This window comes from Pigmentiphaga litoralis (assembly GCF_048632615.1).
Classification (GTDB): domain Bacteria; phylum Pseudomonadota; class Gammaproteobacteria; order Burkholderiales; family Burkholderiaceae_B; genus Pigmentiphaga; species Pigmentiphaga litoralis_B.
This window is the reverse complement of record NZ_CP184479.1, coordinates 5463960-5477877: the sequence shown is the minus strand read 5'-3', so window position 1 is coordinate 5477877 and position 13918 is coordinate 5463960. Positions and strand designations below refer to the sequence as shown.

The 13918-nt window shown below is 65.5% G+C and carries 21 protein-coding genes and 1 pseudogene; 17 read left to right on the top strand and 5 right to left on the bottom strand.

The genetic code is table 11. From position 1 onward, the window contains the following. Nucleotides 1-47: 47 nt before the first annotated feature. From ACNANG_RS25420 to ACNANG_RS25355, 14 genes are all read left to right on the top strand, one after another. Complete coding sequence (locus ACNANG_RS25420) at nt 48-494, top strand: DUF2127 domain-containing protein (protein WP_420227664.1); 447 nt, start codon at nt 48-50, stop codon at nt 492-494. Between the two features lie 103 nt (nt 495-597). Then, nucleotides 598-780: a hypothetical protein gene (locus ACNANG_RS25415; RefSeq protein ID WP_420225392.1), complete on the top strand. Its 183-nt coding sequence runs from the start codon at nt 598-600 to the stop codon at nt 778-780. A gap of 184 nt (nt 781-964) precedes the next feature. Then, the gene (locus ACNANG_RS25410) at nt 965-2257 is read left to right on the top strand and encodes an aspartate carbamoyltransferase (RefSeq protein ID WP_420225391.1); all 1293 of its coding nucleotides are present in this window, start codon (nt 965-967) and stop codon (nt 2255-2257) included. A 17-nt stretch (nt 2258-2274) separates the two neighbouring features. Continuing rightward, nucleotides 2275-2928: a hypothetical protein gene (locus tag ACNANG_RS25405; protein ID WP_420225390.1), complete on the top strand. Its 654-nt coding sequence runs from the start codon at nt 2275-2277 to the stop codon at nt 2926-2928. A gap of 11 nt (nt 2929-2939) precedes the next feature. Continuing rightward, a complete protein-coding gene (locus ACNANG_RS25400) occupies nt 2940-3179 on the top strand; it encodes a helix-turn-helix domain-containing protein (protein WP_420225389.1) in 240 nt (79 codons plus the stop codon). 216 nt (nt 3180-3395) lie between these two features. Continuing rightward, the gene (locus ACNANG_RS25395; RefSeq protein WP_420225388.1) at nt 3396-4154 is read left to right on the top strand and encodes a Bug family tripartite tricarboxylate transporter substrate binding protein; all 759 of its coding nucleotides are present in this window, start codon (nt 3396-3398) and stop codon (nt 4152-4154) included. Beyond that, nucleotides 4151-4456: a Bug family tripartite tricarboxylate transporter substrate binding protein gene (locus ACNANG_RS25390; protein ID WP_420225387.1), complete on the top strand. Its 306-nt coding sequence runs from the start codon at nt 4151-4153 to the stop codon at nt 4454-4456. Before ACNANG_RS25395 ends, ACNANG_RS25390 begins: the two co-directional genes overlap by 4 nt. Nucleotides 4457-4512: 56 nt before the next feature. Then, entirely contained in the window at nt 4513-4830 is a 318-nt protein-coding gene (locus tag ACNANG_RS25385) for an NIPSNAP family protein (protein WP_420225386.1), read from the top strand. A gap of 139 nt (nt 4831-4969) precedes the next feature. After that, on the top strand, nt 4970-5260 hold the full coding sequence (locus ACNANG_RS25380; RefSeq protein ID WP_420225385.1) for a nucleotidyltransferase family protein: 291 nt from the start codon (nt 4970-4972) through the stop codon (nt 5258-5260). Then, nucleotides 5257-5649 carry a DUF86 domain-containing protein gene (locus tag ACNANG_RS25375; RefSeq protein WP_420225384.1) on the top strand — a complete coding sequence of 131 codons (393 nt, stop codon included), beginning with the start codon at nt 5257-5259 and terminating at the stop codon, nt 5647-5649. The genes ACNANG_RS25380 and ACNANG_RS25375 overlap by 4 nt, the downstream gene beginning before the upstream one ends. 149 nt (nt 5650-5798) lie before the next feature. Beyond that, nucleotides 5799-6290, top strand: coding sequence for a bacterioferritin (gene bfr / locus ACNANG_RS25370; RefSeq protein ID WP_420225383.1), 492 nt, complete (start codon nt 5799-5801; stop codon nt 6288-6290). A 10-nt stretch (nt 6291-6300) separates the two neighbouring features. After that, entirely contained in the window at nt 6301-6897 is a 597-nt protein-coding gene (locus ACNANG_RS25365) for a chromate transporter (protein WP_420225382.1), read from the top strand. Beyond that, nucleotides 6878-7399, top strand: coding sequence for a chromate transporter (locus tag ACNANG_RS25360; RefSeq protein ID WP_420225381.1), 522 nt, complete (start codon nt 6878-6880; stop codon nt 7397-7399). Before ACNANG_RS25365 ends, ACNANG_RS25360 begins: the two co-directional genes overlap by 20 nt. Nucleotides 7400-7537: 138 nt before the next feature. Further along, entirely contained in the window at nt 7538-7855 is a 318-nt protein-coding gene (locus ACNANG_RS25355; RefSeq protein WP_420225380.1) for an NIPSNAP family protein, read from the top strand. Nucleotides 7856-7869: 14 nt separating this feature from the next. Here ACNANG_RS25355 and ACNANG_RS25350 read toward each other — a convergent pair whose 3' ends face one another. From ACNANG_RS25350 to ACNANG_RS25330, 5 genes and pseudogenes are all read right to left on the bottom strand, one after another. Further along, complete coding sequence (locus ACNANG_RS25350; RefSeq protein ID WP_420225379.1) at nt 7870-8586, bottom strand: ABC-type transport auxiliary lipoprotein family protein; 717 nt, start codon at nt 8584-8586, stop codon at nt 7870-7872. Nucleotides 8587-8594: 8 nt separating this feature from the next. Continuing rightward, nucleotides 8595-9296, bottom strand: coding sequence for an MlaD family protein (locus ACNANG_RS25345; protein WP_420225378.1), 702 nt, complete (start codon nt 9294-9296; stop codon nt 8595-8597). Beyond that, nucleotides 9274-9534, bottom strand: coding sequence for an MlaD family protein (locus ACNANG_RS25340; protein ID WP_420225377.1), 261 nt, complete (start codon nt 9532-9534; stop codon nt 9274-9276). Before ACNANG_RS25340 ends, ACNANG_RS25345 begins: the two co-directional genes overlap by 23 nt. 40 nt (nt 9535-9574) lie before the next feature. Continuing rightward, a pseudogene (locus ACNANG_RS25335) lies at nt 9575-10332 on the bottom strand (ABC transporter ATP-binding protein); the annotation flags it as partial. Further along, on the bottom strand, nt 10326-11489 hold the full coding sequence (locus ACNANG_RS25330) for an MlaE family lipid ABC transporter permease subunit (protein WP_420227663.1): 1164 nt from the start codon (nt 11487-11489) through the stop codon (nt 10326-10328). The gene ACNANG_RS25330 and the pseudogene ACNANG_RS25335, both read right to left, overlap by 7 nt. Nucleotides 11490-12017: 528 nt before the next feature. Between ACNANG_RS25330 and ACNANG_RS25325 the strand changes: the two genes are divergently transcribed. The 3 genes from ACNANG_RS25325 (at nt 12018) to ACNANG_RS25315 (ending at nt 13860) form a co-directional block, all read left to right on the top strand. Next, entirely contained in the window at nt 12018-12785 is a 768-nt protein-coding gene (locus ACNANG_RS25325) for an SDR family NAD(P)-dependent oxidoreductase (protein WP_420225376.1), read from the top strand. 89 nt (nt 12786-12874) lie between these two features. Further along, entirely contained in the window at nt 12875-13444 is a 570-nt protein-coding gene (locus tag ACNANG_RS25320; RefSeq protein ID WP_420225375.1) for a DUF4174 domain-containing protein, read from the top strand. Between the two features lie 2 nt (nt 13445-13446). Continuing rightward, complete coding sequence (locus ACNANG_RS25315) at nt 13447-13860, top strand: hypothetical protein (RefSeq protein ID WP_420225374.1); 414 nt, start codon at nt 13447-13449, stop codon at nt 13858-13860. Nucleotides 13861-13918: the final 58 nt, after the last annotated feature.

The following is a 13918-nucleotide window of genomic DNA, read 5'->3' as shown; positions in this document are numbered from 1 at the left end:
CGCCGCATGACGACACACGCTCCGGCGAACGCCGCGCGCGGCGTGCCATCGCGCTGTTCGAAGCGGCCAAGGGCGCAGCCGCGTTCGCGGGCGGCCTGGGCCTGCTCAGTCTGGTCCACTACGACGTCCGCCATCTGGCGAATGAACTGGTCGGCCACTTCGGCTGGAATCCGGCGGGGCGCTATCCGGCCATCTTCCTTCACTATGCCGACGTGCTGGAAGACGCCAACCTTCGCACCGTCATGGCGATCGTCGCCGCGTACATCCTGATCCGCTTCGTGGAAGCCTTCGGGTTGTGGCGAGACCGGGCCTGGGCCGAATGGCTGGGCGCCGTGTCTGGCGGGATCTACGTGCCGTTTGAACTCCGGCACTTCATCGCCCATCCGTCCGTCATCAACTTTGTCGTGCTGGCGTTCAACGTCGTGGTGGTTGTGTTCCTGGCCTGGCAGTTGTGGCGGCGGCGCGGTCGGCAGGCAGCGCCTGTGGTCGCGTAGTTGTGCCATTCAACAGTTGCGCACTTCAACAGTTGCGCAGTCCAACTTTTAGCAGTTCAGCGCAGGGGCCGTGCCGGTCCTTGCTTTTGATGGAGTCGGGTTAATGCGTATCGTATTGGTGGTCGCCGGTGTGGTGCTGATGGCGCTGGGCCTGATCTGGTTCCTGCAGGGCATCAATGTGCTGCCCGGTAGTTTCATGACCGGCCAGATGCAGTGGGCGGTCTATGGCGCAATTGCCTTCGTGGCCGGGTTGCTGTTGTTCGTGCGTGGCAGGCGGCGGATCTAGCCAGTGCCTCTCGCGTTATGTGCTTAAGACCAATGGCGCGCTGCCGTCTGAAGAACGGTGGCCCCTTACAAGCAAGAGGAAAGGCCGGCACACGCAAGCTGGGCCGACGGGCAATAAACCGTTGTGCAAAGCGTCAGCGCTTCCTATAGAATCTGCGCACTGCGTACATTCTTCCGGGTGCCCCATGGATCTCCAACAGCAGACCTTCCTGCGTGACGCGATGCGTCGCCTCAACATGACGCGCGACGCGTTCGCCACCCGGATCGGCGTCAGCCGCCGGGCGCTCGACACCTGGCTGCTGCCCGAGGATTCGCAGGAAAGCCGTCAGATGCCCGAGATCGTGCAGCGCTTCACGGCCGAGATCCTGAGCAGTGCCGAGTTGTCCGCCGACTCTACGCCTAGCGTACATACCGGCGCGTTGCGGGACCGCATGCTGTTCGAAGGCCGGCCACAGCTGCTGTCCGTCGATCAATTCACCCGGGAATCGGTCGAAGGACTGTTCCGGGTGGCTGACGTGGTCCAGCCCATCGCTCGTCGCCAGAAGGTGTCGCGGGTGCTGGAGGGCGCCGTGTTGGGCAACCTGTTTTTCGAAGCCAGCACGCGGACCCGGGTCAGCTTTGGCGCCGCCTTCTGCCGCCTGGGTGGCTCGGTGTGCGACACCACGGGCTTTACCTTTTCGTCCATGGCCAAGGGCGAGTCGATCTACGACACCAGCCGCGTCATGGCGGGTTATGTCGACGCCATGGTCGTGCGGCATCCGGACCAGGGATCGGTGGCCGAATTCGCCCGCGCCACCAATATCCCGGTGATCAACGGCGGCGACGGGCCGGGCGAACATCCCAGCCAGGCGCTGCTTGACCTGTACACCATCCAGAAAGAATTCGCGCGCCTCGGCAAGATCGTGGATGGCGCGCACATCGCCCTGGTCGGCGACCTGAAATACGGCCGCACCGTGCATTCGCTGGTTAAGCTGCTGGCGCTCTATCGCGGCCTGAAACTGACGCTGATCGCCCCGGCTGCACTCGAAATGCCGAGCTACATCATCGATCAGATTTCCCGCAACGGTCACGTGATCGAGCAGACCGACTCGCTGACGCAAGGGCTGAAGGGCGCGGACGTGGTCTACGCGACGCGCATCCAGAAAGAACGCTTCGTGAATGAATCGTTCGAAGGCTACAAGCCGGACTTTCAGATCAACCAGGCCTTGGTCGAGACGGTGTGCGGACCCGACACGCTGGTCATGCACCCCTTGCCCCGCGACAGCCGCGAAGGCGCCAACGACTTGAGCACCGACCTGAACCAGGATTCGCGTCTGGCCATCTTCCGCCAGACCGATAACGGCATTCCGGTGCGGATGGCGATCTTTGCGGTGCTGCTGGGTGTCGAGAACCAGCTGCAGCATTCGATGCGCGACGCCAGCTGGCGCCCGCCGACGTACGTGGGCGTCGATGACGCGCCGTTCCACGGCATCGACTGACAACGGCAGGGCGCGCCATGGTGGCCGCGGCCGTCCCGGACCTGCCGACCTTCGATACGTCGGCGTTCGGGGGTGACGACGCTTCGTTCTACTTCGACATGGTCCGTCTGCAGGACCGTGCCGACATCCCGCGCGCGTTCGCCCACCGGCACAACTACTATCACCTGTTGTGGATGACGCAGGCGCAGGGTGTGCATCTGCTCGACTTCGTGCCGCATCCGGTGCAGCCGTGCACGGTATTTTTCGTCAGCCCGGCCCAGATCCATTCGTGGACGTCGTCCGTGCCGCCGCGCGGCTTCGTCATGAACATCAGCGCCGACCTGTTCCTGCAGATGTTCCCGCGCGCCGATCTGGCCGCGCAGTTTCCCTTCTTCGATGTAGGCAGCGGCCAGCCTGCGCTGTATCTGACGGCGGCCCAGCATGACGAACTGCTGCCCCTGGTCGAGGCGATCGAAGCGGAATATTTGGGGACGGGCGACGGCCGCCTGGATATCGTCCGCGCCTATCTTCTGATTCTGCTGACCCGGTTGCGCCGCCTGGCGCCGCCCCCGCGAGCCAGGACGGCGTGTCCGCGCAAGGCGTCCACCTGGCGCGGCGGTTCCGGCAGCGGGTGGAACAGCACTTCCTGGAATGCCTGCCCGTGCCGGCCTATGCCGGCCAATTGCATGTGACGGAAAGGCAATTGAACGACGCCGTCAAACGCGCCACCGGCAAGACGGCGGGGCAGGTCATTCAGCAGCGGGTGCTGCTGGAAGCCAAGCGGCTGCTGTCGCTCACGGACATGGGCATCGCCGAGGTGGCCTATCAGCTGGGCTACGACGACCTGGCGTATTTCTGCCGCTTCTTCAAGCGGCACACGCAGACGACGCCCGGGGACTTTCGTAAGCGGCATGCCCGGCCGGTGGACGCCGGGGCGGCTTAAGCACTGCGGCGGTATCGCTGTTGGAGGCTTCCCTGCGAAGGCAGCGCGCCTGTTCGCTTTCACGGGCTCCCGCGCCGCGTCGATCCACCTTCGTGGAAAAGTACCGAACATTCTCGTTTTCGTCCTAACGCCCGTGCGTCGGGATTTCGTACAGTCTGGGCACACACCGACGCGCGGCCCGCCGCAGCGCCGGACTTCCAAGACCGGAGACGAGACATGCCCCACCTCCCGCGCGCCCGCGCCCTTGCTTCTTTCGCCACGGCTTCGTGTGCCGACCTGACGTCCACCCGCGGCGGGATGACACGCCGGGCCGTGTGCGCGGCGCTGCTGACGTCGCTGTGCGCGCTGCCGATCGCGGCCAGCCACGCTCAACAAGGCCGCGGCGACTTCCCGAACCGCCCGCTGCGCATCGTCGTGCCCTTCGCGCCGGGCGGCGCCACCGACATCATTGCCCGCACCGTGGCCCAGAAGATGGCCGAGCGGATGGGGCAGGCCGTGGTCGTGGAAAACAAGGCAGGTGCGAACGGCAACATCGGCGCCGCGCAGGTCGCGCGCTCAGAAGCCGACGGCTACACCCTGCTGATGGCCACGTCGGCACACGCCATTAACCAGACCCTGTATCGCAAGCTGGACTACCGCATTACCGACTTTGCCGCCTTGTCCAACCTGGCATCGGTGCCGCTGCTGCTGGTGGTCAATCCCACCGTGCCGGCCAAGACGCCCAAAGAGCTTGCCGCGTTTGCGCAGCGCCCGGGCGCCCAGGTCAATTTTGCATCAGGGGGTACGGGCACGGCGGCCCACCTGGCCGGTGAACAGTTCAACACCCTGGCCGGCGTCAAGATGGCGCATGTGCCTTACAAAGGCGGTTCCCAGGCCCAGAACGACCTGATCGGCGGTCAGGTCCAGGCCATGTTCGCCAATCTGCCCGAAGTGCTTCCCCAGGTCAGCGCCGGCCGGCTGCGCCCCTGGCGTTGACGGGCGCCACACGCCACGCCAGCCTGCCCGACGTGCCCACGTTTGCCCAGACCGGCTATCCGGCGCTGGACGCCAAATCGTGGTTCGGCCTGTTCGCGCCTGCCTCGACGCCGCCCGCCATCGTGGCGCTGCTGTCCAACGAAATCGCCGCGTCGGTGCGCGACCCGGCCGTGCAGGCGCGCCTGAAGGAACTGGGCGCCGAGCCCATCGGCGACAAGCACGACGCCTTCCAGGCCTATGTGGCGCAGGAGGTCACGCGCTGGGGCGGGCTGGTCGAGAAGTCCGGCGCGTCGGCGGAGTAAGGCTTTCCCTGTTTCCGCTTTCCGATTTCCAACACCTTCTTCAGCAAGGGATTCCCATGTTCTATGACGTCCGCACCTATACCTGCCATCCGGGCACCATCAAGAAGCACCTGGCCATGTACGCCGAACACGGCTTTGACACGCAGCGCAAGCATCTGGGCGACCCGGTGGTCTACGCGCAGACCGAAACAGGCAACGTGAACAGCTACCTGCACATCTGGGTCTACAAAGACGCCGCCGACCGCGCCACGCGCCGCGCCGCGTTGCAAGCCGACCCGGCCTGGCATGCCTATATGGCCAAGAGCGCCGAAGCCGGCTGGCTCATTTCGCAGGAAAACCGCCTGATGACGCCCACGCCGTTCTTCAAGCCCTAGGACGAGTTCGTCCTGGCTGCGGACAGGAGCGGTGGTGCAGGCGTGCTTGACTAGGTGATAATGGGCTTACGCGTTGGATGGCCGAGTCAGTCGTGCGGATTGCTCAGCCTGCCGCCACGTCAGTCCCCAAAGGATCCCTATGCGACCGTCCATTGTGCTCGATATGAAACGAAGCGTTGTACGTGAGGCCGTTGCTCGCTTTCGAACCACCAACCCCCGTGTGTTTGGTTCAGTGCTGCATGGCACCGATCGCGACGGCAGTGACGTCGATCTCTTGGTAGACGCTTTGCCTGGAGCGACGCTATTCGACTTGGGAGGTCTCCAGGACGAACTGGAGTCACTTTTGGGGATCCATGTCGATGTGCTGACTCCGGGCGACTTGCCGATCAAGTTTCGGGCGAAGGTCCTTGCCGAGGCGCAGCCTTTGTGAGCGGCTATCGCCTGGCGGACTACCTCGAGCACATGGAACAAGCGGCTTCGGATGCATGCGAGTTCGTCGCGGGTATGGTCAAAGAGCAGTTCTTCGAAGACAAGCGAACTCAGCAAGCCGTTCTGATGAGTCTCTTTATCATTGGTGAATCGGCGACGAAGCTTGTGGATCGTTATCCCAATTTCATTGCTGCACATGGCCAAGTGCCATGGAAGAATATGCGCGGCATGCGCAACCGCATTGCTCACGCCTACTTCGACACCAACCTGGATATTGTGTGGGAAAGCGTGCATAAAGCATTGCCTGAACTGCTCGGGATGCTGCCTGCATTAATCGTGGAAGCCGGGACGTCGGACAGCGGAAGCATTGGGCTGTGCGAGCCATCATAAACGTCAGCTGTCATTGACACATCGGCGTGTCGAGATCTGGTTGGCCTTGGCGGCACTTGAGACCCCTCGCTCGCCACGCCTGGCTGACCGCAGCCCGTACAATGGCCGATTCGCGGATGGTTCCGCGGCGCTCTTGAAGGATGTAGGCCATGCTGGGCAATACCGAAGTCATCGACTATCTGAATACGCTGCTGGCGGGTGAGCTGGGCGCGCGGGACCAATATTTCATCCACTCGCGCATGTACGACGAATGGTCGTACAAGAAGCTGTACGAGCGCATCAATCACGAGATGGCCGACGAGACGATGCATGCGGATGCCCTGATCCGCCGCATTCTGATGCTCGATGGCACGCCGGATATGCGGGTGGCCGCGGTGCGCGTCGGCAAGACGGTGCCGGAAATGCTGCGCTTTGATCTGGATGTGGAAGAAGAGGTGCGCACCGCCTTGCGCGAAGGCATCGTGATCTGCGAACGCGTGCGCGACTTCGTGACACGTGACATCCTGCTCGCGCAGCTGGGCGATACCGAAGAAGACCATGCGTACTGGCTGGAGCAGCAGCTGCGCCAGATCGATATGATCGGCCTGGAAAACTACCTGCAGGCGCAACTGAAGGCGACGGAAAGCGATACCGCAATCTGACCAGCCGTTCATGGACCGCCCTGCCGACACGCCGCCCGAGGGTCCGCCTGGCGCCCGCGACCTGTTCAAGGTGTTTGCCTTGATAGGACTCACCAGCTTCGGGGGCGGGCTGAGCGGCTGGATGATGCGCGAAATCGTCCAGCGCCGCGGCTGGCTGACCGAAGCCGACTTTTTGAGCGGCCTGGCCCTGGCGCAGGCCTTCCCGGGTGTCAACGTTGTCAATCTGGCGATCTGGCTTGGCTTTCGGCTGAAGGGCGGGCAGGGCGCACTGGCGGCGGCGCTGGGTCTGGTGGTTCCGCCGATGGCGGTGGTGCTGGTGCTGGCGGGTGTGTTTGCCCAGGTCACGCACGTCCATGCGGTACATGTGGCGCTGGCCGGCATTGCGGCGGCCGCAGTCGGCCTGTCCTTGCAAACCGGCCTGCGGGCGGCGCGCGCGCGGCGCGTGGCGTGTTGCCGCTTATGTTCATGGTTGCGACCTTCCTGGCGATCTTCGTACTACGCCTGCCCCTGTTGTGGGTCGTGGGCGCGCTTGCACCGGTATCCATCGCCACGGCCTATCTGCGGCTGCGTGGCAAGGCCGGTCCGTAATGGGCCGCGCCCTTCTTGAACTGCTCCGCGTGTTCCTGCCGCTGTCGTTCCTGACCGTTGGCGGCGGTCAAAGCGTCGTTGCCGACATTCACCGGCAGTCCGTTGACGTGTACGGGTGGATGAGCAACGCGCAATTCCTGGACCTGTTTGCGCTGTCGCGGCTCGCACCCGGACCGGGTTCGCTGCTGGTGACCCTGGTGGGGTGGCAAGTGTCCGGACTGGCCGGTGCCTTGGTGGCCTCGCTCGCGATCTTCGTGCCGTCGTCCGTGCTCGTTTACGGCCTGGCGCACGTATGGACGCGGCACGCTGGCCGGCCCTGGATACGGGCGATCGAAGCGGGGCTGGTGCCGGTTGCCGCTGGCATGGTGCTCGCGGCGTCGTGCACCGTGCTACGCGCGGCCGAAGGGGGCGCGTGGGCCTGGGCGGTGGCGGGCGGGTCCACCCTGGCCCTGATGCTGACCCGGCTCAATCCTCTCGTGCTGCTGGGCCTGGGCGCGTTGGTCTTTCTGATCGTGCTGTAGGATGCCGGCTGGCGTGCTGCTTACGCAATAGCCCGCATCCGTCGGCGCCGCTTGCACCGGCTTGCACCCGCCTGTACCCGCTTGTACCGATTCCCTCCCGCGTCCACCGGCCGCCACTCACCCAAACAAGGACTCTTCATGCTCTACGACGTTCGCACCTACACCTGCAAACCCGGCACCATCAAGAAGCATCTGGCCCTGTATGAAAGCCTGGGCTTTCCCGTGCAGAGCAAGCACCTTGGCCAGCCGCTGCTGTACGCGGTCACCGAGACCGGCAATGTGAACAGCTTCCTGCACATCTGGGTGTACCTGGACGCCGCCGACCGCGCCGCACGCCGCGCCGCGATGCAGGCCGATCCGGCCTGGCATGCCTACCAGGAAAAGAGTGGCGAGGCTGGCTATCTGATCTCGCAGGAAAACCGCCTGATGACGCAGGCGCCGTTCTTCAAGCCGTAAGCGGCTCGCCGGACCTACCGCACCGGGGCCTGGGTCAGCGTCCAGTCCACGACTTGTGCCGACAGGGCGTCAGCCGCCTGGCCGAAGGCGGTCACTACCTCCGGCACCTTGCTGCCACTGACTGGCTGCATGACCATGAAGCTGCGCGATGCGACGATGCGCCGGGTGCCCGTGCGCACCAGGCGTGCATCCAGCCGCAAGGCCACGACGGGTTGCGCGCCCTGGTATTCCACCTGGAACGAGCGCAGGTCGCCGGCCAGTTCCAGGTCTGCATGGGCAGGCGCGTCGTCCGTGCTCAGGGCGCCGATGCGCCCGTCATCGACAAAGGCAGCCGTGAGCCGGTTGCGCCACAGGGCGGGAGCCGGATCGCTCCAGCGCACGGCCTGGTAGGCGTTCACCTGATTTGACTCGCGCAGCACCAGAATGCGGGGGCTGTCGGTCACGGCGCTGCTGGCGGGCTTGACCACGCGCAGCGACCAGTCCGCGCGGCTGCGGGCGGTGCTCGCCGCATCCGGGCCTGTACCCGCCGGGATTGACGGCCGCGCTGTCGGCAACTGGTACATCGTGACCGGCTCGGCATCGGGCAGCACGGAACACGCGCCCAGCACGGCCACCACCATCGCTCCCAAAAAGCCGGAACGGGCTGCCCGCCCAGCCGACGACGACCCGCCCGACGTGGATCGAGACGCCATCCGCTGAAACGCTGTCGCCAGTGCCGACACGCCGCTCATCGCCATCCTCATGGTTGGAACTCCCGAATGTTTTCGCGGCCCAGCAAGTAGTTTGCGGGGTTGTCTTCAAGCCGGCGCGAAATTCCGCGCAGCGAGGCCAGCGTCGTGCGCAGTTCCGCAATGGCCGGCCCCAGTTCGGCCAGGCCTTGCGCGCCGCCGGTCAGCGCGTCGCGGTTTTGCGTCAACAGGTGCTCCAGCGTGGCGCCGGTGCGTTCCAACGACTGCATGGCCTTTTCCGCACTGCCCAAGGTGCGCGCGCCGTCCTGCGTCACCAGTGTGTTGGCGTTGTTGACCAGGGTGCCGGCTTGCGCCAGCGAAGCGGTGGCCTGGCGGCTGGCCAGAGTCATTTGCTCCACCAGCTCGCGCAGGCTGTCGCCTTGCGCCGTCATGGTGTTGGACGCCTTGTCGATGTTTTCCAGGATGTGGCTGACCCGCCTGCCGTTTTCTTCGGACAGCAGGGTCTGGGCGCTGGCCAGCAGTTCGTTCACGCTGATCAACAGGTCTTCGCCGCTGGTCAGGAACTGGTTGATGGGCGAGGGAACGGCAACGATGATCGGGTCTTCGCCATCCGTGCCTTCCAGGCGCGGGCTTTCAGGCGATCCATTGCTCAGCTGGATCACCGACGTGCCGGTAATGCCAGTCAGCGCCAGACGCGCCCGGGTGTCCTGCTTGATCGGCACGTCGCCTTCAATGCGCACGCGAGCCAGCACGCGGCGCGGATCGCTTGGGATCCAGCGTCAGCCGGACCACGTCGCCGATGGTGATGCCGCTATACAGCACCGAACTGCCGCGCGTCAGGCCATTGACCGCTTCGTTGAACACGATGCTGTAGTAGTGGATCTCGCGATCCCGGTGGGACTTGCTCAGCCACAGTCCAAAGGCCAGGGCGGCGGCGGCGACGGCCACGGTAAAGAAGCCGATCAGCACGTGGTGCGCTCGGGTTTCCATCAGCGTTGCTCCGAAGGGTCGGCGGGTGGGGAAGGGGGCGCGCAGCCCGGCCGCGAGGGCCATGGAAGTAGGCCTGGATCCAGGCGTCGGCGGTTGCCGCCACGGCATCGATGCGATCGTTCACCAGCACTTTCCGGTTGGACAGCACGGCCACGCGGTCGCAGATCGCGTACAGGGTGTCCAGGTCATGCGTGACCAGGAATACGGTCAGGCCAAGCGCGTCGCGCAGGGTCGCGATCAGCCGGTCGAAGGCGGCCGCGCCGATCGGGTCCAGGCCCGCCGTCGGTTCATCCAGAAAAAGAATGTCCGGGTCCAGCGCCAGCGCGCGCGCCAGGGCGGCGCGTTTGACCATCCCGCCGGACAGTTCCGCCGGCATCTTGGCGCCCGCCTCGGGTGGCAGGCCAGCCAGGGCGAGCTTGACCTCGGCCAGGTGCTCGGCGTCATTGCGCGATAGCCCGGCATATTCGATCAGGGGCAGGGCCACGTTCTCGGCCACGGTCAGCGACGAGAACAGCGCCCCCGCTGGAACAGCACGCCAAAGCGTCGTTCGATGCGCGAGCGTGCGTCGGCGTCCAGTGTCATCAGGTCGCCGCCCAGTACATGGACGCTGCCCGATACCGGCTGCTGCAGGCCGATGATCGTTCGCAGCAGCACCGACTTGCCCGTGCCGGACCCGCCTACCACGCCCAGCACTTCGCCGCGCCGCACGTCCAGATCCAGGTCCTGGTGCACGGTTTGCGCGCCGAAGCGGTTGGTCACGCCGCGCACGGCAATAATGCTGTCGGCTGGCGTCACCATCCCATTTCCATATAGAACAGGGCCGCGACCGCATCCATCAGGATCACGATGAAGATGCATTGCACGACGGCCGACGTCGTGTGCTCGCCCACCGATTGCGCACTGCCGCTGACCTTGAAGCCTTCCAGGCAGCCGACGATAGCGATCAGGAATGCGAAGACGGGCGCCTTGGCCATGCCCAGCAGGAAATGCCGCGCCTCCAGGTTCTGGTGGAGGATGGACAGGAACATGCTGGGCGAAATGTCCAGGCTGAGCGCGCACACGATGGCGCCGCCCGTAATGCCGGCGATCATGGCAATGAAGGTCAGGGCCGGCAATGAGATCAGCAGGGCCAGCACCCGAGGCAGCACCAGCAGGTCGACCGGGTTCATGCCGAGGGCGCGGATGGCATCGATTTCTTCGTTCGCCTTCATGGACCCGATCTGCGCGGTAAACGCGCTGGCGGTTCGGCCGGCCATCAGGATGGCGGTCAGCAGCACGGCGAATTCGCGCAGGAAGGCAAAAGCCACCAGGTCCACGGTGTAGATGCTGGCGCCGAAGGCATCCAGCACGGTGGCGCCCAGGAACGCGATCACGGCGCCGACCATGAAGGTGAGCAGCGCCACGATGGGAACGGCGTCCAGGCCGGTCTGCTCGATCTGCGCGACGACCGCGGTGACACGCCAGCGGCGCGGCCGGAACAGATTGCGAGCCAGGGCTTCCAGCGTCAGTCCAATGAAGCCGAACAGATAGGTGGCAAGTTGCCAGCAGCGGGCCATGGCCCTGCCGATGTGTTCGATCACGTCCATCAGCGCCGACGTGGGCGGCACCGGCGCGGCGCGGCAACGGGTGCACATCGCGTCGGCCACCGTGCGCAGCAAGGCCTGGCGGTTGGGGGCAAGGCCCTGGGCGGCCAGCGTGTCAGGCCGCGACACCAGGTCGAGCAGATGCGGACCGAGCAGTTCCACGATGGCCGACGCGCCTGCCGTATCCAGCGCGCCGATGCCGCTCAGGTCCAGCTGCGGCGCAGTCTGGCCGACAAAGCTGTGTTGGCGCGCCAGGCGCAGCAGTGCGGGATAGTGGGCCAGGGTCCAGTCGCCCGACAGGCGCACGCGGGGTGGTGACGACGTGGTATCGACGGTCAGGAAGGCGTTGTTGGCGAGCGGGGCGTCCGGCATGGAAGCCGCTGGGGGCAAGGGCTGCGCATTCATGCTGCGCTTCCGTGGCGGAAAGTGTTTGCCGAGGTCGACGAGATTCGCTGCGCCGACCTGGTTGCCGGCGCCCGCCTGTCGTCGCGCCATGGCTGCGTCGGTCTTGCCATGCCGGTTTCGCGATCAGTGGCATCGGCGCTGTTGGCTTGGTAACCGTTTTTGGCGATCAGGAGGGAGCCGCATTGGCGATGTGATCGGCGCGCGCGCTGGCTTGATCGCGGGCGGGCCGTCCCGCTGCGTGCGCCCGCCGGGTCGAAGTGGATGCATCCGTCATGCTTGGTTGCGCATCTCCCATTGCCCGGTTCACCCGTTCTTTGATTAGCTAAAGGCTGCCGCGTTTCGCCGGGACAGCGCCCGCGGGGGCGACCGACTATAGCACTAATGAAACGATGCAGGTGCCATAAGGAAGAGGCATTCTGAATGCCGTCGCGACAGCAGGCGCCACGGCCACCGTGCGAAGGTTGCGACCACAACGCGTCACTTTAGGAGTTGAAGATGGAACGGTATACGAACAAGGTAGTGATCGTCACGGGGGCCGGATCGGGTATCGGCGCTGCGACGGCGCGGCGATTCGCCAACGAGGGCGCGTCCGTGGTGCTGGCCGGCCGCACCCGCGAGAAGCTGGACGAAGTCGCCAAGACACTGGGCAACGGTGACAAGGTCCTGGTGCGCCCGACCGACGTGGCGGACCTGTCCGACGTGGAAGGCCTGGTACGGGACGCCGTGGCGCGCTTCGGCCGGCTGGACGTGCTGGTCAATAATGCCGGCACCGTGGTCGAGGGCAAGATCACCGAAGTGTCCGCCGATGACTGGCGCAAGGTCATGGCCACGGATCTGGACGGCGTGTTCTATGGATGCCGCGCCGCGTTGCCGGAACTGATCAAGACCAAGGGAGCCATCGTCAACACGTCGTCGGTGTCCGGCCTGGGCGGCGACTGGGGCATGAGCGTGTACAACGCGGCCAAGGGCGCCGTCACCAACTTCACCCGCGCACTGGCCATGGACCATGGCCGCGACGGGGTACGGGTCAACGCCGTCTGCCCCAGCCTGACCCGTAGCGAGATGACGGACGACATGTTCGCCAACCAGGCGCTGATGGCCAAGTTCATGGAACGCATTCCATTAGGCCGGGCGGCCGAAGCCGAGGACATCGCCGACGTGATTGCCTTCCTGGGCAGCGACGACGCCCGTTTCATTACCGGCGTGAACCTGCCGGTGGATGGCGGCCTGTCGGCGTCCAACGGTCAGCCCCCGCAGACGTGACGGTCCATGCCGATGCCCATGCCCATCCCGGTATATCCGCGAACCGGTCGATGCAGCGAATGCGTTGCCCCGACTGCAAGGATGACATCATGACGACCGGATGGCGGTCGCCCTGGAGCACGTCGCGGCACGGTCTGTTGGGCCTACTGCTTGGCACGGGCCTGGCCTGCGCCGCGTTGCTGGCGCTTCCGCACAGCGCCGCCGCGGCGCCGGCAGGCACCCCGGCCAGCGAGGCCAACCCGTTAATGGCGGAGCGGTGGAATACCCGTCCGCTTGTCATCGTCGCGCCGTCCGCGACCGACCCCACGCTGGTCAAGATGCAGGACGTTCTGCAGACGCCCGCCAATCAGGCCGCTTTCAATGAACGCCAGATGGTCTTGTACGTGGTGGTGGGCGACCGCGCCCGGCGCAACGACGCGTGGCTGTCGGCGGAACAGGCCCGCGCGATCCGCAACGCCCTGGACGTGGCGGCCGATGCGCCCGCCACCGTGCTGCTGGTCGGCCTGGATGGCGGCGTCAAGATGCGCGAAGAAGGCGTCATCGATGCGCGGACGCTATTCGGCACCATCGATCAGATGCCGATGCGGCAGCAGCGCAGCGGCGGCAGTCCCGATACCTCAGTTTCCGATGTTCCCCACAACCATAAAAAGGGAGTTTGACCATGAGCCTGTCTTCTTCAACCCGATACCTGCCGGCAATGCGCCTTTGCCATCTTGCAGCTGGCGTCATGGGCGCGCTGGCTTTGTCGTCGGCCGCCCTGGCGGCCAGCGCATCGGCCGACATCGAGGCGCAGTACAAGAAGGAAATGGCGGCGTGCACCAGTGGCACGTCCCACCAGGACCGCGCCACCTGCATCCGCGAAGCCGGCGCCGCGCGCGACGAAGCGCGCCGCAATCGGCTGGCCGATGGGGCCGGTGACCAATACCAGAAGAACGCCCTGGCGCGCTGCGACGCGCTGCCTGCCAATGACAGGGCGGAATGCGTGGCCCGCATGAAGCAGGGCACCACCAGCGGGAGCGTGGAAGGCGGCGGCGTCATCCGTGAACATCGCACCGTGGTGCCCGCGACGCGCTAGGCCCGCCAGGACCCACGCCAGGCCGCCGCAAGGCATAAAAAGCTGTCCACCGCGACCG